The sequence below is a fragment of the Bradyrhizobium sp. AZCC 1610 genome (genome assembly GCF_036924515.1).
Classification (GTDB): Bacteria; Pseudomonadota; Alphaproteobacteria; order Rhizobiales; family Xanthobacteraceae; genus Bradyrhizobium.
This window is the reverse complement of the sequence record NZ_JAZHRR010000001.1, coordinates 5,360,923-5,386,667: the sequence shown is the minus strand read 5'-3', so window position 1 is coordinate 5,386,667 and position 25,745 is coordinate 5,360,923. Positions and strand designations below refer to the sequence as shown.

19 protein-coding genes are annotated in these 25,745 nt (G+C 63.2%); 11 read left to right on the top strand and 8 right to left on the bottom strand.

What is annotated here, in order from left to right:
• Window positions 1–564: 564 nt before the first annotated feature.
• The 7 genes from ltrA to V1279_RS26550 all read left to right on the top strand — a co-directional run bounded on the left by ltrA (window position 565) and on the right by V1279_RS26550 (window position 10,456).
• Window positions 565–1,896 (top strand): group II intron reverse transcriptase/maturase, encoded by a 1,332-nt coding sequence (gene ltrA / locus V1279_RS26580; protein WP_334434342.1) that lies wholly within the window; start codon window positions 565–567, stop codon window positions 1,894–1,896.
• Window positions 1,897–2,219: 323 nt separating this feature from the next.
• On the top strand, window positions 2,220–2,309 hold the full coding sequence (locus V1279_RS26575) for a K(+)-transporting ATPase subunit F (RefSeq protein ID WP_334441974.1): 90 nt from the start codon (window positions 2,220–2,222) through the stop codon (window positions 2,307–2,309).
• Between the two features lie 113 nt (window positions 2,310–2,422).
• Window positions 2,423–4,126 carry a potassium-transporting ATPase subunit KdpA gene (gene kdpA / locus V1279_RS26570; protein ID WP_334441972.1) on the top strand — a complete coding sequence of 568 codons (1,704 nt, stop codon included), beginning with the start codon at window positions 2,423–2,425 and terminating at the stop codon, window positions 4,124–4,126.
• 25 nt (window positions 4,127–4,151) lie between these two features.
• Window positions 4,152–6,269, top strand: coding sequence for a potassium-transporting ATPase subunit KdpB (gene kdpB / locus V1279_RS26565; RefSeq protein WP_334441969.1), 2,118 nt, complete (start codon window positions 4,152–4,154; stop codon window positions 6,267–6,269).
• Between the two features lie 139 nt (window positions 6,270–6,408).
• Window positions 6,409–7,011 (top strand): K(+)-transporting ATPase subunit C, encoded by a 603-nt coding sequence (locus V1279_RS26560; protein WP_334441966.1) that lies wholly within the window; start codon window positions 6,409–6,411, stop codon window positions 7,009–7,011.
• Between the two features lie 41 nt (window positions 7,012–7,052).
• Window positions 7,053–9,770: a sensor histidine kinase KdpD gene (locus V1279_RS26555; RefSeq protein ID WP_334441964.1), complete on the top strand. Its 2,718-nt coding sequence runs from the start codon at window positions 7,053–7,055 to the stop codon at window positions 9,768–9,770.
• Complete coding sequence (locus V1279_RS26550) at window positions 9,767–10,456, top strand: response regulator transcription factor (RefSeq protein ID WP_334441962.1); 690 nt, start codon at window positions 9,767–9,769, stop codon at window positions 10,454–10,456. Before V1279_RS26555 ends, V1279_RS26550 begins: the two co-directional genes overlap by 4 nt.
• A 48-nt stretch (window positions 10,457–10,504) precedes the next feature.
• On the opposite strand, the gene V1279_RS26545 is transcribed toward V1279_RS26550, so the two are convergent.
• From V1279_RS26545 to V1279_RS26535, 3 genes are all read right to left on the bottom strand, one after another.
• On the bottom strand, window positions 10,505–11,887 hold the full coding sequence (locus V1279_RS26545) for a TRAP transporter large permease (RefSeq protein ID WP_334441960.1): 1,383 nt from the start codon (window positions 11,885–11,887) through the stop codon (window positions 10,505–10,507).
• A gap of 20 nt (window positions 11,888–11,907) precedes the next feature.
• Window positions 11,908–12,468, bottom strand: a complete 561-nt coding sequence (locus tag V1279_RS26540) for a TRAP transporter small permease subunit (RefSeq protein WP_334441958.1) — start codon at window positions 12,466–12,468, stop codon at window positions 11,908–11,910.
• A 97-nt stretch (window positions 12,469–12,565) separates the two neighbouring features.
• Entirely contained in the window at window positions 12,566–13,639 is a 1,074-nt protein-coding gene (locus V1279_RS26535; RefSeq protein ID WP_334441956.1) for a TRAP transporter substrate-binding protein, read from the bottom strand.
• Window positions 13,640–14,048: 409 nt separating this feature from the next.
• Between V1279_RS26535 and V1279_RS26530 the strand changes: the two genes are divergently transcribed.
• Window positions 14,049–14,654, top strand: coding sequence for a pyridoxamine 5'-phosphate oxidase family protein (locus tag V1279_RS26530; protein WP_334441954.1), 606 nt, complete (start codon window positions 14,049–14,051; stop codon window positions 14,652–14,654).
• A gap of 22 nt (window positions 14,655–14,676) precedes the next feature.
• On the opposite strand, the gene V1279_RS26525 is transcribed toward V1279_RS26530, so the two are convergent.
• Window positions 14,677–16,284 carry an AMP-binding protein gene (locus tag V1279_RS26525; protein ID WP_334441952.1) on the bottom strand — a complete coding sequence of 536 codons (1,608 nt, stop codon included), beginning with the start codon at window positions 16,282–16,284 and terminating at the stop codon, window positions 14,677–14,679.
• Between the two features lie 137 nt (window positions 16,285–16,421).
• Here V1279_RS26525 and V1279_RS26520 point away from each other — a divergent pair, with 137 nt between their 5' ends.
• Window positions 16,422–16,775 carry a hypothetical protein gene (locus tag V1279_RS26520; protein ID WP_442894820.1) on the top strand — a complete coding sequence of 118 codons (354 nt, stop codon included), beginning with the start codon at window positions 16,422–16,424 and terminating at the stop codon, window positions 16,773–16,775.
• Window positions 16,776–16,789: 14 nt separating this feature from the next.
• Here the strand turns inward: V1279_RS26520 and ku are convergent, their stop codons facing one another.
• Window positions 16,790–17,674, bottom strand: coding sequence for a non-homologous end joining protein Ku (gene ku / locus V1279_RS26515; RefSeq protein WP_334441947.1), 885 nt, complete (start codon window positions 17,672–17,674; stop codon window positions 16,790–16,792).
• Between the two features lie 100 nt (window positions 17,675–17,774).
• On the opposite strand from ku, the gene ligD reads away from it, so the two are divergent.
• Window positions 17,775–20,417, top strand: a complete 2,643-nt coding sequence (gene ligD, locus V1279_RS26510; RefSeq protein ID WP_334441943.1) for a DNA ligase D — start codon at window positions 17,775–17,777, stop codon at window positions 20,415–20,417.
• A 582-nt stretch (window positions 20,418–20,999) separates the two neighbouring features.
• On the opposite strand, the gene V1279_RS26505 is transcribed toward ligD, so the two are convergent.
• Together V1279_RS26505 and V1279_RS26500 are read right to left on the bottom strand one after the other, a co-directional pair.
• A complete protein-coding gene (locus V1279_RS26505; protein WP_334441942.1) occupies window positions 21,000–22,172 on the bottom strand; it encodes an IS110 family transposase in 1,173 nt (390 codons plus the stop codon).
• 131 nt (window positions 22,173–22,303) lie between these two features.
• A complete protein-coding gene (locus V1279_RS26500; RefSeq protein WP_065727178.1) occupies window positions 22,304–22,468 on the bottom strand; it encodes a DUF3309 family protein in 165 nt (54 codons plus the stop codon).
• A 164-nt stretch (window positions 22,469–22,632) separates the two neighbouring features.
• On the opposite strand from V1279_RS26500, the gene V1279_RS26495 reads away from it, so the two are divergent.
• Complete coding sequence (locus V1279_RS26495; RefSeq protein ID WP_334441940.1) at window positions 22,633–22,944, top strand: polyhydroxyalkanoic acid system family protein; 312 nt, start codon at window positions 22,633–22,635, stop codon at window positions 22,942–22,944.
• Window positions 22,945–22,951: 7 nt separating this feature from the next.
• On the opposite strand, the gene treY is transcribed toward V1279_RS26495, so the two are convergent.
• Entirely contained in the window at window positions 22,952–25,741 is a 2,790-nt protein-coding gene (gene treY / locus V1279_RS26490; protein ID WP_334441938.1) for a malto-oligosyltrehalose synthase, read from the bottom strand.
• Window positions 25,742–25,745 lie beyond the last annotated feature (4 nt).

Here is a 25,745-nt window from a genome sequence, read left to right as displayed (position 1 = left end):
AGGGATTTCATAGGCGGCCGGTCGTCCCTGCGCACGCAGGGACCCATACCGCGTTGCTCTCTCGGTAAGGCAGAGCGGCTGAGGACCTTCGCAAAATTGGCTTCGGTGGCTATGGGTCCCTGCGTTCGCAGGGACGAGTGCGTCCGTGAGGACGCTTTGACTGAACGGTGTGAGTCCGTTCCGGAGTTGGTCGCAACTCTGTAATCGAAGGAGACTGCGTCGCCGTGAGGCGGGGTGGAGAGCATCCGGAGGTGAACTGGCAGTCCGTAGGATAACGAACCTGATTCGGCGGAAGGCTGTGGCGAGCCAGCTCGTTCGTGGCGAAGCCTGGAACTAACCCTCGGCGCTGAGGCGACGGACAAAGCGACCGGGGGACAGCCAGCGTGGTTGAGGTCGGAATGTCGGGAAGGCAAGGCGGAGTAAGCGGAGAGACCTGACGCTCGGGGTGAGAGCGTCAGGAGTCAGAGCCTTCATAATACTGCAGCCGTTTTGACGGCGAGAGGGGCGGGAAGCAAAACCGCTCTGAGGGAAGGGAGGCAGGAAGCTGGATGTGCGAGGTTCGGCATGGAGCAAGATAACCCCGACAGTGCCGCCAAGGCTACGCAAGGGGGAGACGCCGCCGGCGGACAACCGCGGACTTGGTGGTGGGCGGAAGCTTCGATCTGGACGGAGCGCATGGTGTCGGCGCTGGGTAACGGCGTCAAAGGAGGCAGGTGGTTCAGCTTGGTGGATAAGGCCATCCGGCCGACGACCCTGGAAGCCGCGTGGCGGAAAGTCGAGCGGAACAAGGGGGCGGCAGGCGTGGATGGTCAAGGCATCGAACGGTTCGCGGCGGTCGCGGATCGGTATCTGACGGAGCTTCATGAGCATTTGAAGAACGGCAGCTACCGGCCGGGCCCGGTCAAACGGGTCGATATTCCCAAAGGCGGCGGGCAAACCCGTCCGCTCGGGATACCGACCATCAAGGACCGCATCGTGCAGACGGCTCTGAAGATGACCATCGAGCCCGTCTTTGAAGTCCAGTTTCGGCCGGGCAGCTACGGCTTCCGGCCGGGACGAAGCTGCAAAGACGCGTTGCGGGAGGTTGATCGGCTGCTGAAGGAAGGCTTCACTCATGTCGTGGATGCCGACCTGAAGAGCTACTTCGATACGATCCCGCACGACAGGCTGATGGCACGGGTAGGCGAGACGATCAGCGACGGGCGCGTCCTGAAGCTGATCGACGGCTTTCTCAAGCAAGAGATCATGTCGGACATGGCGCGCTGGCAGCCGACGACGGGAACGCCCCAAGGGGCGGTTCTCTCGCCGCTGCTGGCCAACATCTACCTGCACCCGCTCGACCTGCTGATGGAGCAGAACGGGCGCCGGATGGTGCGCTATGCCGACGACTTCGTGATCCTCTGCCGAACGGAAGACGAGGCGAGGGCCGCGTTGCGCGAAGTCGATGCGTGGACGACGGCCAACGGCCTAACGCTGCATCCGGACAAGACGCGGATCGTTGACAGCCGACAACCGGGACAAGGATTCGACTTCCTCGGCTACCGGTTCGAGGCGGGTTGCCGGTTCGTGCGAAAGAAGAGCCTGAGAGCGCTCAAGGACAAGGTGAGGGCCAAGACGAGCCGCAGCCGAGGCGACAGCCTCGCGCGGATCATCGCGGATCTCAATCCGGCGCTGCGGGGATGGTTCGGCTATTTCAAGCACGCCGCACCATTCCAACTCCGCAACCTTGACGGTTTCGTTCGGCGGCGGCTGCGTGCCGTCTTGCGCAAGCAGGACAAGCGGCCCGGGTTCGGACGATGCAAAGCCGACCATCAGCGATGGCCTAACGCCTTCTTCGCGGATCAAGAACTGTTCACCCTTGCAACAGCGCTTGAACACGCGAGACATTCACGATGAGGAAACCAGCGACTGGAGAGCCGTATGCGGGAAAACCGCCCGTACGGTTCGGAGGGAGGGGAGGCCAAAAGCCTTCCCTACCCCTATCCGCACGACCTTTATGAGATTCCTATAACGTCGCCATCTCTCTCGTCTCGAAAACCTATGCGCCCGGTGGCACCTCAGCCCCAGCAAACGCGATGACCGGCGATCCGGCATCGCGATTCACGTCGCACAGGAACATTCCATGCTGGACATCGTCATGCTGGCGCTTTGCCTCGGCTTCTTCGTCGCAGGTATCGGCTACGCCTATGCCTGCGAGCGGCTTTAGAGGAGTGCGCGCCATGATCTTCGATTATTCGCTCGCCGGTTTCGTCTCGCTCGGCCTGCTGTTTTACCTGACCTATGCGCTGCTGCGTCCAGAGCGGTTCTGAGCTCGCCATGACCACGCTCGCCGCCATCGTGCTGGCGTTCCTTGCGACTGCGGCGCTGCTTGTCGTGCTTCTGCGCCTGCTGCTGCCAGCAAGGTAATACAAGGATATTTCCCATGACACTGATCGGCTGGTTCCAGATTCTGCTCTACTGTGCGATCGTGGTCGCGCTGGTAAAGCCGCTCGGCTGGTACATGACGCGCGTCTTCAACGGCGAGCGCACGTTCCTCTCTCCCGTGCTGCGGCCGGTCGAAACGGCGCTGTACCGGATCGGCGGCGTCGACGAGAAGCGCGAGCAGCACTGGCTGACCTATACGGTTGCCATGCTGCTGTTCCACGTCGGCGGCTTCCTCATCATCTATAGCCTGATGCGCCTGCAGGCGCTGTTGCCGCTCAATCCGGCGGAGCAATCCGCCGTCGCCCCGGATCTGTCGTTCAATACGGCGATCTCGTTCCTGACCAACACCAACTGGCAGAACTACGGCGGCGAAAGCACGCTGTCCTATCTGACGCAGATGGTCGGCCTGACGCACCAGAATTTCCTGTCGGCCGCGACCGGCATTGCGCTCGCGGTGGCGCTGATCCGCGGCTTCTCCCGATCCTCAATGCGCACCATCGGCAATTTCTGGGTCGACGTGACGCGCTGCACCCTCTATGTGCTGCTGCCGATCTGCATCGTCTACGCACTGTTTCTGGTCTGGCAGGGCATGCCGCAGACGCTTGGTCCCTATGTCGAGGCCACGACGCTGGAAGGCGCCAGGCAGACCATCGCGGTCGGGCCCATCGCCTCGCAGGTCGCCATCAAAATGCTCGGCACCAATGGCGGCGGTTTCTTCAACGCCAATGCCGCGCATCCCTTCGAAAATCCCACCGCGCTGTCGAACTTCGTGCAGATGATCTCGATCTTCGCGCTTGGCGCGGCGCTCACCAATGTGTTCGGCCGCATGGTCGGCAACCAGCGCCAGGGCTGGGCGATCCTCGCCGTGATGGGCGTGCTGTTCCTGTCAGGTGTCGCCGTCACCTATTGGGCCGAAGCCAGTGGCACCTCGACACTCTCCTCGCTCGGGCTGACTGGTGGCAACATGGAAGGCAAGGAAGTCCGCTTCGGCATCGTCGCTTCCTCACTCTTTGCGGTCATCACCACGGCGGCCTCCTGCGGCGCGGTCAACGCCATGCATGACAGCTTCACCGCGCTTGGCGGCATGATCCCGTTGCTCAATATCCAGCTCGGCGAAATCATCGTCGGCGGCGTCGGCGCCGGCATGTACGGCATGCTGCTGTTCGTCGTGCTGACCATCTTCGTCGCCGGCCTGATGGTCGGCCGCACCCCGGAATATGTCGGCAAGAAGATCGAGGCGCGCGAGGTGAAGATGGCGATGCTGGCCATCCTCATCCTGCCGCTGATGATCCTTGGCTGGACGGCGGTCGCCGTGGTCTACCCGGCCGCGGTGGCCTCGATGGCCAATGCAGGGCCTCACGGCTTTACCGAAGTGCTTTACGCCTTCACCTCCGCGACCGGCAACAACGGCTCGGCCTTCGGCGGGCTCACCGGCAATACCTTGTTCTACAATCTGACGCTCGCCAGTTCGATGTTCGTCGGCCGCTTCTTCATGATCGTGCCGGCGATGGCGCTGGCGGGTTCGCTCGCCGCCAAGAAGTCGATCCCGCCGTCGGCCGGCACGCTGCCGACCACCGGCGGCCTGTTCGTCGGCCTCGTCGTCGGCGTGATCCTGATCATCGGCGGTCTCACCTTCTTTCCGGCGCTGGCGCTCGGGCCTGTTGTCGAGCACCTCGCTGGCAACGCCAACACCCTGTTCTGATCGACGCCATCAGGAGTTTACGTCCATGGAAGCCATGAAACTGCAGAAAAAGGCGACGGCTTCGGCGATGCTCGATCCCAAAATCGTCATGCCCGCGATCCGTGCGGCATTCGCAAAACTCGATCCGCGGCTGATGATCAAGAATCCCGTGATGTTCGTGGTCGAGATCGTCGCCGCCCTCACCACCGTCATCTTCCTGCGCCATCTGGTGACGGGCGGCGAGGGCCTCGCCTTCACCTTCCAGATCATCCTGTGGCTGTGGTTCACGGTGCTGTTCGCCAACTTCGCCGAAGCGGTCGCCGAAGGCCGCGGCAAGGCGCAGGCCGAGTCGCTGAAGAAGACCCGCACCGAGAGCAAGGCGAAGCTGCTGGAAGGCCCCGGCAGGTCCTATCAGTTGGTGTCCGGCACCAGCCTCAAGGTCGGCGATATCGTCCTTGTCGAGGCGGGCGACAATATCCCCTCCGACGGCGAGGTGATCGAAGGCGTGGCGTCGGTGAACGAGGCGGCCATCACCGGCGAATCCGCTCCCGTGATCCGCGAATCCGGCGGCGACCGCTCGGCGGTGACCGGCGGCACCCAGGTGCTGTCCGACTGGGTCCGCGTCCGCATCACGGCGGCGCAAGGCTCGACCTTCATCGACCGCATGATCAAGCTGGTCGAGGGCGCCGAGCGGCAGAAGACGCCGAACGAGATCGCGCTCAATATCTTGCTCGCGGGCCTGACCATCATCTTCGTGTTCGCCACCGTGACGATTCCAAGCTATGCGGCCTATGCCGGCGGCTCGATTTCGGTCGTCGTACTGGTGGCGCTGTTCGTGACGCTGATCCCGACCACGATCGGCGCGCTGTTGTCGGCGATCGGTATTGCCGGCATGGACCGCCTGGTGCGCTTCAACGTGCTCGCCATGTCCGGCCGCGCGGTGGAAGCCGCCGGCGATGTCGATACGCTGCTGCTGGACAAGACCGGCACGATCACGCTCGGCAACCGCCAGGCGACGGCATTCCGTCCCGTGCGCGGCGTCACCGAGCAGGAACTGGCGGATGCAGCACAGCTCGCGTCACTTGCCGACGAGACGCCGGAAGGCCGTTCGATTGTCGTGCTGGCCAAGGAGAAATACGGCATCCGCGGCCGGGACATGAAGGAGCTTGCCGCGACCTTCATTCCCTTTACGGCGCAGACGCGCATGAGCGGCATCGATGCCGGCTCCTCCTCCATCCGCAAGGGCGCAGTGGACGCCATCCTGAATTACGTCGATGGCGGCGGCGTAGTCCGCACCGTCGCCTCGGCGAATGCGGCCCGCGCCGTGCAGTCGGGCGTCATGTCGGACGCGGCCCGCGAGATCCAGGCCATTTCGGATGAGGTCGCCAAGGCCGGCGGCACGCCGCTCGCCGTCGCGCGCGACGGCAAGTTGCTCGGTGTCGTGCACCTGAAGGATATCGTCAAGGGCGGCATCCGCGAGCGCTTTGCCGAACTGCGCCGCATGGGCATCCGCACCGTGATGATCACGGGCGACAACCCGATGACGGCCGCCGCCATCGCCGCCGAAGCTGGCGTCGACGACTTCCTCGCGCAGGCAACACCGGAAGACAAGCTGAAGCTGATCCGCGACGAGCAGGCCAAGGGCAAATTGGTTGCGATGTGCGGCGACGGCACCAACGACGCCCCGGCGCTGGCGCAGGCCGATGTCGGCGTCGCCATGAACACCGGTACGCAGGCCGCACGTGAGGCCGGCAACATGATCGACCTCGATTCCAACCCGACCAAGCTGATCGAGGTGGTCGAGATCGGAAAGCAGCTTTTGATGACGCGGGGCGCGCTGACGACGTTCTCGATCGCCAACGACGTCGCGAAATATTTCGCCATCATCCCGGCGATGTTCCTGGCGTTCTACCCGCAGCTCGAGGTGCTCAACGTCATGCATCTGGCGAGCCCGCAGAGCGCGATCCTGTCGGCGATTATCTTCAACGCGCTCATCATCATCGCGCTGATCCCGCTGGCGCTGAAAGGCGTCGCCTATCGGGCCGTCGGGGCAGGGGCGCTGCTGCGCCGTAACCTGCTGATTTACGGCCTCGGCGGCATCATCGTTCCCTTCATCGGCATCAAGGCCATCGACCTTGCGGTTGCGGCCTTGGGATTGGCTTGAACCCAACCGTCATTGCGAGCGAAGCGAAGCAATCCATCTCACCACACGAAGAAAAGCTGGATTGCTTCGTCGCTTCGCTCCCTTGCGCAAACGCCTCGCGTTTGTCGCAGGCAATGACGGAGAACCAAGGAGACACACCATGCTCAGAGAAATCCGCCCTGCCATCCTCATCCTGCTCCTGCTCACCGCGATCACCGGCCTTGCCTATCCGCTTGCCATGACCGCGATTGCCGGCGCGATCTTTCCAAAACAGGCGCAGGGCAGTTTGATCGAGAAGGACGGCAAGGTCATCGGCTCCGCGCTGATCGGGCAGGAGTTCAAGGCCGATAAATATTTCCACGGCCGCCCGTCCGCGACCGCGGCGCCGGACCCGGTCGATTCCACCAAGACCGTGTCTTCGCCTTATAACGCCGCCAATTCCGGCGGCTCCAACCTCGGTCCGACCAGTAAGGCGCTGGCTGACCGGATCAAGGAAGACGTCGAGAAACTGAAGGCCGAAAATCCTTCCCTCCCGGTGCCGGTCGACCTCGTCACCACCTCCGGCAGCGGGCTCGATCCCGACATCTCACTGGAGGGGGCGCTGTTCCAGGTCCCCCGGGTGGCAAAGGCCCGTAACCTGCCGGAAGCCCGCGTCCGCGAACTGGTCGTGGAGCATACGCAGGGCCGCATGGCTGGATTGCTCGGCGAGATCAGCGTTAACGTATTGGCGTTGAATCTGGCACTGGACGAGGCCTCGAAATGAGAGCCGCTAGGCCCGCCGGGAGGTGAGGACTATATTGCCTCATGGCCCAAACCCGCCGCGACCCTGAACAGCGTCCCTCGCCGGAAGCCCTGCTGGAGGCGGCCCGGCGCGAGGATAGTCGCGCGGGACGGCTCAAGATTTTCGTCGGCGCCGCTCCCGGCGTCGGCAAGACCTACGAGATGCTGCAGAGCGCCCATGCCAGGAAGAAGGCCGGCGCCGATGTCGTCGTTGGCGTGGTCGAGACCCATGGCCGGGTGGAAACCGAAGCGCTTCTGAACGGCCTCGAAGTGCTGCCGCGCAGGCGGCTCGCCTACAAGGAGCAGACGCTTGAGGAGATGGACCTCGACGCGCTGATTGCGCGACGGCCGCAGATCACGCTCGTCGACGAACTCGCCCATACCAACGCGCCGGGCAGCCGTCATCCCAAGCGCTATCTCGACGTCGAGGAATTGCTGTCGCATGGCATCGACGTCTACACCGCCGTCAATATCCAGCACATCGAAAGCCTCAACGATGTGGTCGCACAGATCACACATGTACGGGTGCGCGAGACCGTGCCGGACAAGGTGTTCGACCTCGCCGACGCCATCGAGTTGATCGACCTAACGCCCGACGATCTGATCCAGCGGCTGAAGGAGGGCAAGGTCTATGTCCCCAAGCAGGCCGAGCGCGCGCTGGAGCATTATTTCTCGCCGGGAAACCTGACCGCGCTGCGCGAACTGGCGCTGCGGCGTACCGCCGAACGGGTCGACGAGCAGTTGCTCACGCACATGCAGGCCAACGCGATCGACGGACCGTGGGCCGCCGGGGAGCGCATCCTGGTCTGCGTCAGCGAGGACCCGCGGGCGGCCGGACTGGTGCGCTATACCAAGCGGCTCGCCGACCGGCTGCACGCGCAATGGACGGCGATCAGCATCGAGACGCGGCGCAGCCTGCAACTGACCGACGAGCAGCGCGACCGGCTCGCCGATACCATGCGGCTGGCGGAGGCGCTCGGCGGCGAGGCGCTCACCATTCCCGGCGTCGGCCGCCGCATCGCCGATGACGTCATCCATTTCGCGCACGCCAACAACGTGACGCAGATCATCATCGGCAAATCGACGCGTTCCTGGTGGTTCGAGCTGACGCGCGGCTCCGTGGTGCGCGATCTGGTTCGGCGCGCCGGCAATATCAGCGTGCACGTGATTCCCGGGGACGAGCAGGGCGTCGCCAAAGTCGCAGTACAGACCGCGGCGCGGCAGGAGCCGTTCAATCCGCGGCCCTATCTGATGGCGCTGCTGTTCGTCGCGGTCGGCCTAGGCGCCGCGGCACTGATCCGACCCATGTTCGGCGGCATCGAGAATGTCGATCTGGTGTTCCTCACCGCCGTGGTCAGTGTGGCGGTTCGTTACGGGCTTTTGCCCTCGCTGCTGGCGAGCGTCGCCGCTTCGCTATGCTACAACTTCTTCTTCATGCCGCCGTACTATACTTTCACCATCGCCGACCCGACCAACATCGCAGCGTTCTTCTTCTTCATGCTGATTGCGCTCCTGGTCTCCAATGTCGCAGCGCGGGTGCGCTTACAGGCCGATACGGCGATCGGCCGGGTTCGCACCACCGAATCGCTCTACGCTTTCAGCCGCAAGCTGGCGGGTACGGCAACGCTCGACGATGTGCTGTGGGCAACCGCATACCAGACCGCGTTGATGCTCAAAGTGCGGGTGGTGCTGCTGTTGCCGGAAGAGGGCGTGTTGACCGTTAAGTCGGGCTATCCGCCGGAAGATCAACTCGACCAGGCCGATCTCGCCGCCGCCAACTGGGCCTGGAGCAACGATCGCCCGGCCGGGCGCGGATCGGATACGCTGCCGGGAGCAAAAAGGTTGTTCCTGCCGATGCGAACGGGGCGCGGCGCAATCGGCGTCATCGGCATCGACGACGACCGGACCGGGCCGCTGCTGACGCCGGACCATCGCCGGCTGCTGGATGCGCTGGTCGACCAGGGCGCGCTGGCGATCGAGCGGGTGCTGCTGGTTGAGGACATGGACCGCGTCAAGCGCACGGTGGAATCCGACCGGCTGCGCGGCGCGCTTTTGACCTCGATCTCGCACGATCTGAAGACGCCGCTGGCTTCGGTGCTCGGCGCCGCCAGCACGCTGCGCGATTTTGGCTCCGGCCTAAACGAGGCGCAGAAGAACGATCTGCTCGCCACCATGATTGACGAATCCGAACGGCTCAACCGCTTCATCGCCAACCTGCTGGACATGACCAAGCTGGAATCCGGCGCCATCGTGCCGAATACCGCGCGGCACGATGTCGGCGAGATCGTCGGCAGCGCGCTGCGACGCGCCGGCAAGATTCTCGTGCATCACAAGGTGTCGCTGGAACTCGTCGCCGATTTGCCGATGCTGGAGCTCGATGCGGTGTTGTTTGAACAGGCGCTATTCAATCTGCTGGACAACGCCGCAAAATACGCGCCTCCCGGCACCACGATTTCGATCAGGGGAGCGCGGGATCGGGCGCAAGTCTCCCTGCAGATACTGGACGAGGGCGGTGGCATTCCGCCGGAGGAACTGGAAAGCGTGTTCGACAAATTCTATCGCGCGCAGAAGGGCGATCACGTCCGCCCCGGCACCGGTCTTGGACTTGCGATTTCCCGCGGTTTCGTCGAGGCCATGCATGGCACGATCTCGGCCGCCAACCGCAGCGACCGCAGCGGTGCGGTGATAACCATTCGGCTGCCGGTACCGGCCACCGACAGCGCGCTGGATACCGCCGCATGAATGCCGCCCCGATCAAGGTTCTGGTGATCGACGACGAACCGCCGATCCGCAAGCTCCTGCGGATGGGGTTGAGCACGCAGGGCTATGACATCCTCGAAGCCTCCAACGGCAAGATCGCGCTGGAGAAGCTCGCCGAGAGCCCAGCGCTGATCATCCTCGATCTCGGCCTGCCCGACATCCAGGGCCATGATCTACTGCGCATGATCCGCGGCCGCAACGAAAGCGTGCCGATCGTGGTGCTGTCGAGCCGCGGCGACGAGGCCGGCAAGGTGCAGGCGCTTGATCTCGGCGCCGACGATTATCTGACCAAGCCGTTCGGCATGGATGAACTGCTGGCGCGGATGCGCGCGGCGCTGCGGCACCAGTTGCAGGTGCAAGGGGAGCGGCCGGTGTTTCGCGCAGGCGATCTCTCGGTCGATCTGGTGCGCCGCATCGTCAAGGTCGGCGAGCGCGAGGTGAAGCTCTCGCCGAAGGAATATGAATTGCTGCGCGTCCTGGTGCAGCACGCCGGCAAGGTGCTGACCCATCGCTTCCTGTTGAAGGAGCTGTGGGACGAACTGACGGATGCGCAATATCTGCGCGTCTATGTCCGCCAGCTCCGCCAGAAGATCGAAGCCGATCCGGAACGTCCGCAATTCGTGCTGACCGAGACGGGCATCGGCTACCGGCTGCGGGCGCCGGATTAGCGAGGCCAAGGAAGCAGCAACAGGGCTGTGGCGCTTGCTAGCTAGTGGCTATTCGATGAAGCCGGCCAGTCTCGGCAGCCACAGGCTGATGCTCGGGAAATAAATGCACAGCATCAAGCCGAGCGCCTGCAGCGCGACGAACGGATACATGGCCGTGAACACGTCGTTCATGGTGACGCCCGGCGGCGCCGTGCCTTTCATGTAGAACAGCGTCGCCCCGAACGGCGGCGTCATGAACGCGGTCTGCAGATTGACCGCAACCAGCGTGCCGAACCAGGTCATCAGGGCAGCGTTGTTGCCGATGTGGTCGGAGAAGTCGTACCTCAACAGGATCGGAGCGAACACCGGCAGGACGATCAGGCAGATCTCGATCCACTCGAACGGGAAGCCGAGCAGGAAGATCAGAATCATGACGAAGCCGAGCATTTCCCACTTGGTGTCGATGCCGAAATAGGTGAGCGTCGAGATCATCAGGTCGTCGCCGCCGAGCACGCGGAACACGTAGGAGAAGCCGGTTGCGCCGAGGAAGATCAGGAACACGAGGCCGTTGGCGCGGCAGGAGGCATAGATCGCCTCGTTCATCATCTTGAACGTCATGCGCCGGTTCAGCGCGGCGATGAACATGGAGCCGAGCACGCCGACAGCGCCGCTCTCCGTGGGCGTGGCCCAGCCGGCGAAGATCGAGCCGAGCACGATCACCAGCAGTGCCGTCATCGGAAACAGGCCCCGCCAGAGCGCGTACCAGAACGCAGTGCGGGTCTGCGGTCCGTAACCGGGCGGCAGCTTCGGCGCGGCGCCCGGCCTGAAGATGGCGACGAGCACGATATAGACGAGGTAGAGCCCGGAGAGCAGGAAGCCCGGCATGATGGCGGCGAGAAACAAATTGCCTGCCGAGGTCGCCAGCATCTCCGCCATCACCACCAGCATGATGGCCGGCGGAATCAGGATGCCGAGCGTTCCGGCCGAGGCGATGGTGCCGATGGCAAGCCGCTTGTCGTAGCCCGCGGCCAGCATCTGCGGTAGCGCGATCACCGACAGCGTGATGACAGCCGCGCCGACCACGCCGATCGGCGCCGCCAGGATCGTACCCATCACCATCACGGAGACCGCCAGCGCGCCCGGGCACCGCTTGAGCAGGACCTCGGTTGCGTCCAGCATGTCCTTGGCGGAGCCCGATCGCTCCAGGATCGCGCCCATGAAGATGAACATCGGGATCGACGCCAGCACCGGATCGTTGGCGACCCCGCCCCACATGCGCAGCACGATATCGGACAGGCCGATCAGGTTGAACGTGCCGAGCCAGGCGCCGAAGACGGCGAAGGCGAGCGCCAGTCCGCCCATGATGAATGCGACCGGGTAGCCGATGAAAATGAAGAAAAACATCGACACGAACATGATCAGAGCGAGATTGTCGGCCAGCCAGTCGAGCACGTTGCGGTCCCCCGGTTGGGTTAGACGTCGGTAATCACATGTCCGATTTGCAGATTGACTTCCCGCTCCGACTTTCGGCCGAACAGGAAGACGATCACGCGGAGCAGTACGCTGAGGATGCCGAGCACCACCATCCATAGGCCGGCAGCGTAGATGCCCTTGATGATCCAGCGGTGGGTCAGCCCGACGGTGCTGTCTGACTGCTCGCCGAGCCGATAGGACTGCGCAACGAAATCCAGGCTGTAATAGGCGACCAGCGCCATGTAGGGCAGCGCCAGCAGGAGGCAGCCGGCGAGTTCGATCCATGCCCTGCGGCGATACGACATCATCTCGGTGAATGTATCGACCCGCGGATGCGCGTTGATCGTGTAGCAGTAGCCCATCCAAAGCGAGAAGATCGCGGCGTGGAAGTGCCATTCCAGCTCTTGCAGCCTGGTGTACGGCAGCTGCAAGCCAAACTTGCGCGCCACCACATCGAACGTGGTCACGCACGCCATGATAACGAGCAGCCAGCCGGACGCCAGGGCAACAACCTCAAGCGCCCGCCGCATATTCTCGGCCAGCTTCAGCAATGCATTCATCGCGACAAAGTCCTGCTGTGGCGCAACCGGCTGATCTCTTCACCGGCCGGCGAGGGCGGAAGCCGGCGCAGCCGCGCGCTGCACCGGTTGCCTCCGCTCAATCCTTCTGGTAGGTGGCCTTCATCGTCTGCGACACGCCCCAGACCGCGAACTTCTTGCGGTAGTCGAGGTAGTGGTCGGCGACTTTTTTGAACAGCGGGTCCTTGGCCGATTCCTCCGCCAGCACTTCCAGCCAGGCCTTCTCCAGCGCGGCCAGGTCCTGGTCGCTCCAGCGCTTGACCTGAACCTTGTGCTTGTCGCGCATCTCGGCCATCGCCGCGAACTGGGCGTGGTCGCTCTCGACATAGGTGTGCATGACGGACTCGCCGAGGGCGATCTCGATGATCGCCTTGTTCTGATCCGACAGCTTGTCCCATGCCGCCTTGTTCATCAGGAGTTCGCTCACCGAGGTCTGCTGATGCCAGCCTGGGAAGTAGTTGTACTTGGCGATCTGATGGAAGCCCAACTTGGTGTCCATCGTCGGCATCGAGAACTCGGTCGCGTCGATCACGCCGCGCTCCAGTGCAGGATAGATGTCAGCCGCTGCCAGCAGCTGGGTGGAGACGCCGAGCTTCTGCATCACCTGTGCGCCAAGGCCGAAGAACCGCATCTTCAGGCCCTTCAGTTCCTCGACCGACTTGATCTCGTTGCGGAACCAGCCGGAAGTCTCGGGTGCGATGGCGAAGGAGTCGATCGCGATCAGGCCGTGCTGGGCGTAGATCTCGTTGCGCAACTGGTTGCCGCCGCCGAACCACTTCCAGCCGAGGAACTCGCCGACGGGCGGGCCGAACGGCACCGTGGTAAAGAAGGCGAGCGCGGGGTACTTGCCGGTGTGGTAGCCGGGCGTCGTCCAGCACGATTCGATCGAACCCTTGGCCACCGCGTCGAAGCACTCCAGCGGCGGGATCAGCGCACCGGGCTCGTAGAACTTGATCTCCAGTTTACCGCCCGACAACCGCTCGACATTCTTCGCGAAGCGCACGGCCGAGGTGCCGAGGTGTGGCAGCTGGCTGCCGAACGCACTCTGCATCTTCCAGCGGACTTTTTCCTGCGCGTTGGCATCTGTGGTCACCGCCGTGAGGGCCAAGGCGGCTAGCCCCGCGAATCCCAATACCAGTTCGGATTTAATCATCGCAGCTCCTCCCTTCGTTTCACGCTATACCGGCGCCCGCAGCTCACACGGCTGCAATGGTCGTTCGGCGGTACGTTCGATGAGGTGGCTACGTTTCTTTTTGGCCTTGGAAGGTGCCGGGACGGACGTTGTCTCACCCCATTGCCAGCAACGTGGCATGAAGGCGCACAGCTGTCAAAAAAAGCGCTTGGCAGACGACGCAATTTGCTGCTGCGTCTTATTCCTTCTACACCCGTATTTTCCCGGGGCCAGTCGCAATGCCGACATGGTGCGCCGCGAAGACGCGACCCATCTGGCGTCTTGTGCGGGTCAGCGCATGCGGCGTAAATATAAAGTGGTATGGTCCGTGCGCGATCCGATGCCGGGCTAAGCTCGCACGCCCGGATAAATCGGAGGAGGAAGCACGGCCATGGCTGAGAGCGTCATGTACCACGAAGGCAATCGTCAACTGCAGGATCAGTTCGACAGCCGCCGGATTTCCGACCGGCTGGAAGAGAAGTTGATGCGCAAGGAATTTTCGGCTGACGACAAGCAGTTCATCGAAAGCCTACCTTACTTTTTCCTGGCGACGGCCGACGCCAAAGGCCGGCCCGATTGCTCGTTCAAGGGCGGAGCACCGGGCTTTGTGCGCATCACCGGGCCTTCCGAGATCGCATTCCCCGACTATGACGGCAACGGCATGTTCAAGAGTCTCGGCAACATTGTCGCCAATGCTGATGTCGGCTTGCTCTTCATCGCGATGCACGACAAGCCGCGGCGTTTGCGCGTCAACGGCAGCGCCAGCGTGAGCGATCGCGACCCACTGCTTGCGGAGACTGTCGGCGCGCAGCTCATCGTTCGCGTGACCGCGCGGGCGATCTTTCCGAACTGTCCGCGCTATATTCCGACGATCGGGTCGATCGAACCGTCGATCTATGTGCCGGTCGCCGGACAGGACGCGCCGGAGCCGGCGTGGAAGGGCTTTGCGGACTTCAAGGACTGCATCCACCCGCGGCAGCCGACATTCAAGGGGTGAACGTGGCGACCGCGGGATCGCTCTAGATCGCCGTCATCTCGCCCTTGGTCCAGGCTTCGCGCAGCTTGAATTTCTGGATCTTGCCCGATCCCGTCAGCGGGAACGCTTCTACGACGAACCAATGTTTGGGTGTCTTGTGCGGGGCGAGCGAGGCGCGCATGTAGTCGATCAGTTCTTCCTTTTCGATTGTTGCGCCGGGCGCCGGGCGGATAAAGGCCGCGACCTCTTCACCCCACTTCTCGTGGGGAACGCCGATCACGGCGACCTCGCCGACCTTAGGATGCTTGAACAGAAGCTCCTCCAGTTCGCGCGGATAGATGTTCTCGCCACCGCGGATGATCATGTCCTTGAGGCGGCCTTCCACCGTACAATAGCCGCGGGCGTCCATCGCGCAGAGATCGCCGCTATGCAGCCAGCCATCGGCATCGATCGCGGCGGCGGTCGCATCAGGCATTTCGAAGTAACCGATCATCACATGATAACCGCGGGTGCAGAATTCGCCGACCGTGCCGACCGGAACGGTCTCGCCGGTATTGGGGTCGATGATCTTGGTTTCCATATTGGGCAGCGGCAGGCCGATCGTATTGGCCTTGTCCTCGACGCTGTCGGTGGTGCGGGTTTGCGCCGCTACCGGGGAGCACTCGGTCTGGCCGAAAACAATCGTGAACGGCGCGCCGAGCTTTTCCTCCAAAAGCCGCACGAGCGCGGCCGGCACTGTGGAGCCGCCGGAGCAGATCGCCTTGACCGATGAGAGGTCGGTTGTCGGGAATGTCGCGTGCTCCAGCATCGCAACCAGCATGGTGGGAACGCCGAGCATCGCGTTGCCGCGATAGGTCCCGAGCATTTCCAGCACCAGCCCAGGTTCGAAAGCCTCGATCAGCACTTGCGTTGCGGCTTTCGATACCGCGCCGATCACGCAGCAGACGCAGCCGCCGGTGTGAAACAGCGGCATCGTGGTGACGAAGACGTCGCCGGGATCGACGCCCATCCGGTCGGCGGTGTCGGCGCCGTTGTTGAGCAACCCACGGTGACGGAGCAGGGCGCCCTTCGGAAAGCCCGTGGTGCCCGAGGTGTACTGGATCATGACGGCATCGTCGGGACTGACAGCCGGCAGCTTGACGCTCTCGTCGTCGCCCGCTGCGATGAACGCCTCCCAGTCGTCGAAGCAGATGATCTCGCGTAACTCGGGGCAGTTCGGCGCCACCGCCTGCACCGTCTCGAGCATCGGGTTGCCGCGAAAGCCGCTGACCACGAAGACGCCGGCCGAGCGCGATTGCTTCAGCACATATTCGACTTCCCGGGCGCGAAACGCCGGGTTCACGGTGACGAGGATCATGCCCGCCATGCCGGCGCCGAATTCGAGCATCACCCATTCCGGGATGTTCTGCGCCCAGACGGCAATGCGCTCGCCCGGCTTGAAGTGCGACAGCAACGCGCGGGCGGTGCGCTGGGCTTCGCGATAAAGCTGCGCGTAGGTCCATTGCCGGCGCAGCTTCGGATCGGGGACGCCTGCAATCAGGGCCAGACGATCGGGCGCCGCCTCGGCCGCCTTGCGCAGGAGATCGCCGAACGTCATCTCCCGCACCGCAGGCGTCGTTGGTCCTGCGACATGCGACTTCGTCAATGCCATTGAATCCTCCCGGTGCGACGTCCTCACGGGGGATGGTGCCGTTTTTCTTGTCGGCGTTTCGGACGTCCCCCCGGATGCCGAAAATGCCTTCCGTCGCCAGTCAATGCAAGCAGACTATGACGTGCCAGGAACTTTGTATGCCACCGGTGATTACTTTTTTGCCAAACGGAGGAGAGCCGGAGAAAAGCGATGGCACGCAGATATTCGAAGAAGGCGTCGACCGACGTCAGGCGCGCGATGAAAAAGCGCAAGGCTGGTACGCTGAAGAGCGGCCGTTCGGGCAGGAAGGTCAAGAGCCGCAAACAGGCGATTGCGATCGGACTGTCGGAGGCGAGGGCCAAGGGCAAGAAAGTGCCGAAGAAGGCTTCGAAGAAACGCAAGACTTCGAAGAAAACAAAGAAACGGAAGGCGAAGAAGTCAAAGCGAAGCCTCAAGCGGTAGGCAGGCTCGCTCAACAAACTCCGTCGTGGCCGGGACAAGCCCGGCCATGACAGTGGAGAAAGCCTCACCCCGCCTTGCGATGCCTGGCCGCGGACCGGTGTGCCTTCTTTGCCGTCCGGCGTGCCGGCGTCCGCCGCGACGCCGCAGCATGTGTCCGCCGTTTCGCCGCCGATTTTCCCTTCAGGCTCGCCTTGAGCGCATCCATCAGGTTGACGACGTTGTCCGGTTTTTCCTCGCGCTCAGTGACCTTGATCGGCTTGCCAGACGCTTTCCGCCGCACCAGCGCCTTCAGCGCGTCCTCATATTCGTCCTTGAACTTCGATGGATCGAAGTGCGCCGCCTTGGTGTGCAGGATGTGGCCGGCGAGTTCGATCATGTCCTTTGTGATCTTCGGGGTCTTGATGCCGTCGAAATAGTCCTCCTCATCGCGCAGCTCGTACGGGTATCGCAGTGTGGTGCCGAGCAGGCCCTTGCCGAGCGGCTCGATCGCCATGACGTGCTCGCGGTTGGTCAGCACGATGCGCGCCAGCGCGACTCGGTCCTCATCCTTCATGGCGTCGCGGATCACGGCGAAGGCGTCGACCGCGGCCTTGCCGTCGGGGGCGACGTAGTAGGGATGGTTGTAATAGCGCTTGTCGATTTCGTCCCTCGGCACAAAACTGTCGATCTCGATGGTGTGATTGCTCTCGATCTGGACAGCCTCGAGTTCTTCCTTTTCGATCTCGACATATTGGCCCTTTTTCAGCTCATAGCCGCGGCCCTTCTGCTCGCTCTCGACGACATCGCCGGTCTCGGCATCGATCATCTGCTGCTTCAGCCGGTTGCCGGTTTCCCTGTTGATCATGTGAAAGCGGGTTTTCTCGACCGATGTCGAGGCCGGATACAGTACCACCGGACACGACACCAGGGAGAGTTTTAGCGAGCCTTTCCAATAGGCGCGGGGGGCCATTGCAGTCTCCGGCATGGTTGGGTTTGGGAACTTCAACGGTTAGTATGGGTTTCCGTTCCGGATGCCGCCGCGCGAGCGGTCGTAATCGTCGAGGTTTGCCGTGGCGTTGAAGAAGCTCAGCACGTACCGGAAGAAGCGCGATTTCGGCAAGACGGCGGAGCCCGCCGGCGACGTCAAGGTCGCACCCGCTAAACAGCGGCGCTTCGTGATCCAGAAGCACGACGCGACCCGGCTGCACTACGACCTGAGGCTGGAGTTCGACGGGGTTTTCAAATCCTGGGCGGTCACCAGGGGGCCGTCGCTGGATCCACATGACAAGCGGCTGGCGGTCGAGGTCGAGGATCACCCGCTCGACTACGGTGACTTTGAAGGCACCATTCCCGAAAGCGAATATGGCGGCGGCACCGTTCAGCTCTGGGATCGCGGCTACTGGGAATCCGATGATCCAGAGCGCGGCTTCAAGAAGGGCGATCTGAAGTTCACCCTGCACGGCGACAAGCTGTACGGCAGCTGGGTGCTGGTACGGATGAAGGGCGACCGCTACGGCGGCAAGCGCACCAACTGGCTCCTGATCAAGCACCGCGACGAATTCGTTAGAGAAGGCGAGGCCAACGATATTCTGGAAGAAGATCGCTCCGTGGCTTCGGGGCGAACGATGGCGCAGATCGCGCAGGGCAAGGGCAAGGCGCCAAAGCCGTTCATGCTGGCCAAGGGCAAGACGAAGGCCGATGCGGTCTGGCATTCGAACCGGGGCGAAGCGGCTGACGCGCGCGCCAGCAGGAAGACAGCGGCACTGCGAGCCACGCCTGAGACCAAGACCCGCGCGCCAGCGCAAGGCGCCAAGCCGAAGAAGGTTTCCGTGATGCCGGATTTCGTCGCGCCGCAGCTTTGCGCCTCCGTCGAGCGGCCGCCGAACGCGGACGGCTGGTGCCATGAAGTCAAGTTCGACGGCTACCGCGTACAGTTGCGGATCGAGGATGGCGATGTGGCGTTGTTGACCCGAAAAGGGTTGGACTGGGTTAACAAGTTCGGTGCCATCGCGAGAGCAGCCAAGGCGTTACCCGATGCGCTGATCGACGGCGAAATCGTCGCGCTGGACCACAACGGCGTGCCCAGCTTCTCGCCGCTGCAGGCGGCGATCGCCGACAACAAGACCGGTAACCTCATCTTCTTTGCGTTCGATCTCCTGTTTGCCAAAGGGGAGGATTTGCGCGCGCTGCCGCTGCGAGAACGCAAGGAACGCTTGAAGCGCCTGCTGGAGCGGCGGAACGGAAAGGAAAAGCTGATCCGCTACGTCGATCATTTCGAGGACCGCGGCGATACCGTGCTGGAATCGGCAAAGAAACTGGAGCTGGAAGGCATCGTCTCCAAGAAGCTGGATGCGCCCTACCGCTCGGGACGCACCGAAAGCTGGACCAAGGCCAAGATCCGCGGCGGGCAAGAGGTGGTGCTGGGTGGCTGGAAGACGACCAACGGCAAATTCCGCTCGCTTATGGCGGGCGTCTATCGCGACGGTCATCTGGTGTTCGTCGGCCTCGTCGGCACCGGCTTCGGGCAGGACGTCGTCCGGCGCATCACGCCGGCGTTGAAGGCGGCGGCCTCGGACAAGAGCCCGTTTGGCGGCAAGGATGCGCCGAAGAAGACCCGCGACGTGCACTGGCTGAGACCTGAATTGGTCGCCGAGGTCGAGTTCGCCGGCTGGACCGATGGCGGCAACATCAGGCAGGCCGCGTTCAAGGGACTGCGTCAGGACAAGCCGGCGAAGGAGATACGCGCGGAGCAGCCTGCCATGACTGGAATTGCAAAGCCCGTAACGCGGTCCGCGAAATCATCGGCCAAATCCGCCGGGGCGATGGGTGTTACGATCTCAAAACCCGACAAGGCGCTGTGGCCCGATGGCGGCGACGGCGAGGGCGTCACCAAGCTCGATCTTGCACAATATTTCGAGGCGGTCGGCGAGTGGATGATCGCCCACCTCGAGGGCCGTCCATGCTCGATTCTCCGCGCGCCCGACGGCATCAACGGTGAAAAATTCTTCCAGCGTCACGCTATGCAGGGCGGCTCCGATCTCCTGAAACTCGCCAAGGTCGCGGGCGACCGTAAACCCTATTTGCAGATCGATCAGGTCGAGGGATTGGCGGCGGTGGCGCAGATCGGCGGACTCGAACTGCATCCCTGGAATTGTGCGCCTGATGACTACGACACGCCGGGGCGGCTGGTGTTCGATCTCGATCCAGCTCCGAACGTTGAATTTTCGGAAGTGATCGAGGCCGCAAAGGACATGCGGCAACGCCTGACCGCCGTCGGTCTCGAGAGCTTCTGCAAGACCACCGGCGGCAAGGGGCTGCACGTGGTGGCGCCGCTGCTCCATGGTGCGCGGGACAAGGTAGGCTGGAAGGAAGCCAAGGCCTTTGCGCAAGGCATCTGCCAGTGGATGGCGAATGACGACCCCGAGCGCTATCTGCTCAACATGTCGAAGAAGCTGCGCAAGGGAAAGATCTTCCTCGACTATCTGCGCAACGACCGGATGTCGACGGCGGTTGCCGTGCTGTCGCCGCGTGCACGCGACGGCGCCACCGTCTCGATGCCGCTGACCTGGACGCAGGTGCGCGGCGATCTCGATCCGAAGAAGTACACGGTGCGCACCGTGCCTTCGCTGCTGGCCAAGACAAAAGCCTGGGACGGCTACGACGACGCCGCAGCGTCGATCAAGCCGGCGATGAAGAAGTTGGCTGGGAAGTAGCTGATGTAGTCCATGTCCGCCGTTTCACCCACAGCGGGTCATACTCCGCGAAAGCGGAGTAACCAGTACGCCGCGGCTTATCGGCTCAATAGCTGGTGTCTCTGGAATACTTGTATGGGGGTGATCAAGAGTGATCGTTGTCAGATCATTGCTGTCGTCTCCTTGTTCGACGAAGACCGACATCTCCTCGTCCCGACCCCGAGACGACTAGCCGCCTGGGCGGAACGACGGTCAAGGGTGGCCGCAGGCCATCGCGGAGCGACGCAGCCCTTGACGGTCGTGAGCCCGGCGGCAGGCTTGAGGGCGGGACGAGGTTTGGCGTTAGCGGCATAGGGACGACTTCCGAGGCGAGCCCACCGTGGACGCGATACCGCGTCGCAGACTTGTATTCGGTTGATCGATCGGGACCAGAACCATGATGCATGCATGCGCATCGGGGGGCGAAGCTCCGGGGCGGCGGGTCCATTCTGGGTCGCGGCGCAAAGGCCATGTATTCCGGCGGATCACCGCCACCTCGGATGTCGTCGGCAGACTGCCGGCTGCTGAACCGTCAATCGTGTTGGGGTTGCGGAAGCTGCATGGTCAGGTTCCGGCCGGGCGCAGCCTGAGCCCCTCCGTCATCTCGCCGGTGGTTGCCAGCCGCCACAGCGCGATGAGCAGCTTGCGCGCCAGCGCCACGATCATGGTTTTGCGCGTGGCGCTGCGGCCATCTGCGGTGCGCTCGCGGAACCAGCGGACGAGCCGGCTATCCTTCTGGAAGATCAGAAAGCGCCAGGCCAGTTGGATCATGCCGCGGCGGACCCGACCATTGCCGGCGCGGGCCAGTCCCTTCTCGCGCCGGCGCTTGCCGCTCTCGTCCGGCGCGCCGGTCAGTCCAGCATAGCGCGCAACAGCTTTGCGATCGCGCAGCTTGCGCGCCAGCGCCTCATTTACCAGCATGTCGGCGGTCTCGATGCCGACGCCAAAAACCCTTGCGATCAGACGAACCATCGCGTGAGGCCTTGTCGTTGCGGCCGGCGCGAGCGCGAGCCGGCGCAACCGTTCACTTTCGATGATGTGGATCTGGTCGTGCACCAGGCGCAGCCGCTCCAGATCGCGGCGCAATTCGGCGTGGGCATTTTCCGGTAACGGTGTTCCTTCCGCGGTGTGCAGTGTCTCCAGCTTCTGCGCCGCCTTGCGCAGCCTCGGATTGAACCCGCCGATGCCGAACAGGGCGAGGACAGCCTTGATCCGGTTGACGATCCGTGTTTGCTCGCCCACGAGGCTCTCCCGCTCACGACTCGGCCGCCGCGCATCTTCTTCCGCCATGGTCGGGATCGCGACCATGCTGCAATGGCGCTTCTCGCCACGCAGCCAGCCGAGAAACGAGCGCATCAGCAGTTCCGTATCGATCCGATCGGTCTTGGCCCGGCGGTGCTCGCGGGACACTGCGATGCTTGCGGCATGGATGACGTAGGCCTCGATGGCGCGCGCCTGCAGCCAGCGCGCCAGCCAGAATCCGTCTCGCCCGGCCTCATAGGCGCAGACGATCCGCCTGACCGTCCGCCCGGCCTTGCGCGCTTCATCCTGCCAGCGCTGCAACAGCTTCAGCAGAGCGTCCGCATTTGCACCAAGCTTCTTCAGGGGCTGGCGCTCGACCCCCGGGATCATAGCCGCAACAAGCCACTTCGACTGGCTCATCTCGATCACTGCGACCAACGTGCTATCCTGTTCGAAGGCGGTGAGGGACCTGCTGGCGTCAAACGATTGCGACATGGGGTGCTCCATTGCGTGATCACGGCGCTCGAGGGTATCCACACCCTCGCCGCCGCTCCCCCCATAGCATCTGGATCACCCGCTTTCGCGGGTGATGACAGTCCTGTTGAACGCAAGATCGGCCGTGCCTATCAAATTTTCCCGAGCAGCAGCAGGATTAGCAGGATCACGATCACCAGGCCCAACCCACCGCCACCGTAATATCCGGTGCCGTAGAACGGCCCGCCGCCGATGCCGCTGAATCCGCCGAGCAGGGCGATGATGAGAATAATCAGAATGATGGTGCCGATAGACATAAACTTCTCCTCAGCCCAAAAGATGGTTCTGTATGCTCTGCCCTTCGCGTGGATCAACCGCGGGGAGTCATCTAAGTTCCGCTTTGCGTTGCGATAATGCGCGCAGCCCTTTCTTTCGAAGCAAGTGCAATTACATCCGGTTGGACACGAGAGGGATCTCTGCGATGACTAAACCGCTGGTGGTTTCGATCCCGCATAGCCTGGGACGCGAAGAGGCGATGCGCCGCCTGAAGACCGGGCTTTCGCGCGCCACTTCAAGCGTACCGGTGCTGAGCGTTGATGAGGAGCGTTGGGAAGACAACCGCATGATTTTTCGCGTTCGCGTGCTCGGCCAGGCGGCTGCCGGCCATGTCGACGTGGCGGAAGATCATGTGCAGGTCGAAGTCATGCTGCCATGGCTGCTGCAACGCTTTGCCGAAGTGGCCCAGGCGGCGATCCGCAGCCGCGGCCAATTGCTGCTGACCAAGAAAAGCTGATGTTGCTCTAAACGCGCCCGCGCTTGGGTGCCGGCTTCGCCGCGCCGTTGAATCTTGCCCGCAGCACGGCGACCGGCAGGTGCGCCAGTAGATCCGACAGCCGCAACTGCGTGGCATCGGCGTCGGCAAAACCTTCCACCGCATAGCCGCCGACATCGAGCGCGGCGTCATAGTTCTCCGGACCAGGCCAATGTCTGCCGCCGTCGGTCAACGGCGCAAACCAGCGCGTGACCACGGTGATCGCGGCCTCGCGGCCGCGCCGCCGGGCGAACGCGATGAAATGGTCGCGATGCGGCCCGTTCACTTCCAAAGGCTCGTAATCGCCTTCCGTAAATATGTCGGCGAGTTCGGTCCGAAACTTGAGCAGATGCCGTGTCCAGGCCAGCTTCAGATGACCGCTCGGCCACTTCTCGACCAGGTGATCCCAATCCGGCTTCTCCAGCGCACCGAGCCGGCCTGCGCGTTCGGCAAAGTCGACTGGCCGCCGGTTGTCGGGATCGACCAGCGAAAAATCCCAAAGCTCCGTGCCCTGATAGAAATCCGGCACGCCCGGCAGCATAGCCTTCAGCGTGATCTGGCTGAGTGAATTCAAGGCGCCCAGCAACGACAGCCGCTGCGCGAGCGTTTGCAGCGAGTTCAGGAATTCGCCTGAGAGCGAAGGATCGATAATTTTTTCGATGAAGCCCTTTACGCCCGCCTCGTAGGCTGCGTGGGGATTGAGCCAGCTCGTTTCCTGCTTGCCCTCGCGCGCGGCCTTTAGCGCATATTCCTGTACTCGCTCCGGAAACAAAGCGTCGTTTGGCTGCCATGCCCCGAGCAGCGCCTGATACAGCATATATTCGAACGTTGCCGACGGCGCGCGAAAATCGCCATTGACCGAAAGATGCGGCGCGTTAAGCAGCTTCCATCGGGCTACCGCACTGGTCCATTCGCCCGGAATTTCCGCCAGCGCCATGATGCGCGTCCGCGCATCCTCGCCGCGCTTGGTGTCATGTGTTGCGGTCGCCGTCATGCCAAGCGGCCATTCGTTGGCGCGGGCCTGCATCATTCCGTGAAAATCGCCGGCCGAAAGCGCTTTTGCCGCCGGATCGCCGCCGACCTCATTGAGCGCGAGCAGGCGGTGGTAGCGGTAGAACGTGGTGTCCTCCAGCGACTTCGCCATCATGGGGCCGGTGAACTGCTGCACCTTCAACGCGAAACGTCTGACGCGTGGCGCGCTGTGGTGTGCCCGCCCGGGCTTGATCAGATCCATCGTCAGGGTATCGCGCAGAAAGTCAAAAATGCCGTCGTCTGCAGCGAACCAGTCAGCGCGCGACCGTTCGATCGTCCCTGATATCAACTGGCGATCATGCGCGGATGGACCTGAGGAGGTCAGGTAGGTGCGGTAGACCGGGAAATGCAGCACGTAGAGTTCGAGCGCCTGCCGCAGGCTGTCGGCGGAATAGTCGCGGGTGGAGTAATGTCCGCTGGCTATCCGCGCCAGCAGGCGCGTCAGCACCGTGAACTCGCTGGTCAGCAACGTTTCCAGCACGCGGCGTTTTGCCTCCCGCAGGATCGGTTCGAGTTTTGGCGAATGGTTGCTGACCTGCCGCCAGACCTCGTCGAGCGGCTTCAGGCCGCGGCCGTCGGTCAGCACATGGGTGATCGCGTTCATCCACTCATAGCCGGTGGTGCCGTGAACGCCGGCGAATGACGGCAGCTTTTCGTGCTCGCCGAGAATTTTCTCGATCACCACGTAGAAGGGTTGGTTTCGGCCGCCATGCGCTTCGCGGACCAGCCGGCGCAGGCGCTGGAAATACTGGACGGGATCGCGCAGGCCATCGATGTGGTCGAGCCGCAACCCGCCAAGCTTTCCCTCCGCTATCAGCCGTTTGACCAGGCGATGGATCGCCTCGAAGGTGCCGGCGTCCTCGACGCGCAAGCCTGCCAGCGTATTGATGTCGAAAAAGCGCCGGTAGTTGATGTCGCTGGAAGCGAGCCGCCAGTGGCCGAGCTTGTAGTGCTGGCGTTCGAGCAGATGGTGCAGCGATAGCGTCGGCGCTGTGCGATCCGCTCCGGCGCGATAGGCGTCCAGTCCACGCGCGATGATGTCCGCGGCTCCCATGATGGCCTTCAGTTCGGCTTTGAAGGCAGGCGCTTCCTTGCGGTTGGGGCGTCGCGGCCCCTGATAACGGATGGCCAGCGCAAGCATCGCCTTGCCGGGCGCGCTTTCCTCGGCACCCGCCTCCATGACGATCATGCGCAGGATTTCGCCGTAGCGTTCCGGCGCGATCGGCAGCCGATGCTCGAAATACCAGGCTGAGAAGCTGCCCTCGGAGGGATCGTAGCGAAGCTCGATCTCGCCATTTTCCAATGCGTGGCCGTAGGACGAGCCGATGATCGGCAGCAGCACGCCGCCGCGGGCGCGATATGGCAACTGCTCCCAGTCGATGTCGAAGGAAGCCGCGTGCGGCGAGGCGGGACCCCACTCCAGCACGTCGAGCCACCATGGATTATCGTCGTAGTGCACGCCGACATGATTGGGCACGAAGTCGAGGATCAGCCCGAGATCGTGTTGCCGCAGCACGGCGCTCAGCCGCTCGAAGCCGGCTTCGCCGCCGAGCTCCGGATTGAACCGGGCATGGTCGGTGACGTCGTAGCCATGCGTGCTACCCTTGCGGGCGCGCATGAAGGGCGAGGCATAGAGATGGGTGATGCCGAACGCCTTCAGGTAGGGCACCACGGAAGCGGCGGCGTCGAAATCGAAATCCGCCGACAATTGCAGGCGGTAGGTCGCGATCGGGATCGCCGGGGGCATTTTC

Excerpts from the sequence above, each read along its gene's own strand:
- kdpB (WP_334441969.1), top strand. The coding sequence starts at position 4,152 with ATGGAAGCCATGAAACTGCAGAAAAAGGCGACGGCTTCGGCGATGCTC.
- treY (WP_334441938.1), bottom strand. The coding sequence starts at position 25,741 with ATGCCCCCGGCGATCCCGATCGCGACCTACCGCCTGCAATTGTCGGCG.
- kdpA (WP_334441972.1), top strand. The coding sequence starts at position 2,423 with ATGACACTGATCGGCTGGTTCCAGATTCTGCTCTACTGTGCGATCGTG.
- V1279_RS26535 (WP_334441956.1), bottom strand. The coding sequence starts at position 13,639 with ATGATTAAATCCGAACTGGTATTGGGATTCGCGGGGCTAGCCGCCTTG.
- V1279_RS26530 (WP_334441954.1), top strand. The coding sequence starts at position 14,049 with ATGGCTGAGAGCGTCATGTACCACGAAGGCAATCGTCAACTGCAGGAT.
- V1279_RS26550 (WP_334441962.1), top strand. The coding sequence starts at position 9,767 with ATGAATGCCGCCCCGATCAAGGTTCTGGTGATCGACGACGAACCGCCG.
- V1279_RS26575 (WP_334441974.1), top strand. The coding sequence starts at position 2,220 with ATGATCTTCGATTATTCGCTCGCCGGTTTCGTCTCGCTCGGCCTGCTG.
- V1279_RS26525 (WP_334441952.1), bottom strand. The coding sequence starts at position 16,284 with ATGGCATTGACGAAGTCGCATGTCGCAGGACCAACGACGCCTGCGGTG.
- V1279_RS26495 (WP_334441940.1), top strand. The coding sequence starts at position 22,633 with ATGACTAAACCGCTGGTGGTTTCGATCCCGCATAGCCTGGGACGCGAA.
- ltrA (WP_334434342.1), top strand. The coding sequence starts at position 565 with ATGGAGCAAGATAACCCCGACAGTGCCGCCAAGGCTACGCAAGGGGGA.
- V1279_RS26540 (WP_334441958.1), bottom strand. The coding sequence starts at position 12,468 with ATGAATGCATTGCTGAAGCTGGCCGAGAATATGCGGCGGGCGCTTGAG.
- V1279_RS26520 (WP_442894820.1), top strand. The coding sequence starts at position 16,422 with ATGCCACCGGTGATTACTTTTTTGCCAAACGGAGGAGAGCCGGAGAAA.
- V1279_RS26560 (WP_334441966.1), top strand. The coding sequence starts at position 6,409 with ATGCTCAGAGAAATCCGCCCTGCCATCCTCATCCTGCTCCTGCTCACC.
- V1279_RS26555 (WP_334441964.1), top strand. The coding sequence starts at position 7,053 with ATGGCCCAAACCCGCCGCGACCCTGAACAGCGTCCCTCGCCGGAAGCC.
- ku (WP_334441947.1), bottom strand. The coding sequence starts at position 17,674 with ATGGCCCCCCGCGCCTATTGGAAAGGCTCGCTAAAACTCTCCCTGGTG.
- V1279_RS26505 (WP_334441942.1), bottom strand. The coding sequence starts at position 22,172 with ATGTCGCAATCGTTTGACGCCAGCAGGTCCCTCACCGCCTTCGAACAG.
- V1279_RS26500 (WP_065727178.1), bottom strand. The coding sequence starts at position 22,468 with ATGTCTATCGGCACCATCATTCTGATTATTCTCATCATCGCCCTGCTC.